This is a genomic window from Allobosea sp. ASV33, from assembly GCF_016428755.1.
GTDB lineage: Bacteria > Pseudomonadota > Alphaproteobacteria > Rhizobiales > Beijerinckiaceae > Allobosea.
The window spans coordinates 1-400 of sequence record NZ_JAELTI010000227.1 but is presented as its reverse complement, the minus strand read 5'-3'; the positions used below and the strand labels follow the sequence as shown (position 1 = coordinate 400).

The following is a 400-nucleotide window of genomic DNA, read 5'->3' as shown; positions in this document are numbered from 1 at the left end:
CCCCCCCCCCCCCCCCCCCCCCCCCCCCCCCCCCCCCCCCCCCCCCCCCCCCCCCCCCCCCCCCCCCCCCCCCCTAATTTTCAAGCTGCAGACGGCATACCCCCCCCCCCCCACCCCCCCCCGCCCCCCCCCCCCCCCCCCCCCCCCCCGAGTTGGCTAATCAAAAATTGGTAGATTCAGCCGAATATCGTCACCCGAAACGGGGAAAGACCGCACGAAAATGGCCACGGGCGAGAGCGCAACCAACATCCCTGTCTCTTATACACATCTGACGCTGCCGACGATTAACCTTCGGTGTAGATCTCGGGGGTGGCCGTATCAGTAAGAGAGGGGGGGGGGGGGGGGGGGGGGGGGGGGGGGGGGGGGGGGGGGGGGGGGGGGGGGGGGGGGGGGGGGGGGG

At 74.2% G+C, this 400-nt stretch carries 1 protein-coding gene; it reads right to left on the bottom strand.

Translation table 11 applies throughout. The features are described from left to right. Positions 1-190: 190 nt before the first annotated feature. Positions 191-400 (bottom strand): hypothetical protein (locus tag JHD80_RS29180; RefSeq protein WP_199093718.1); only part of this gene is annotated, 210 nt, incomplete at its 5' end.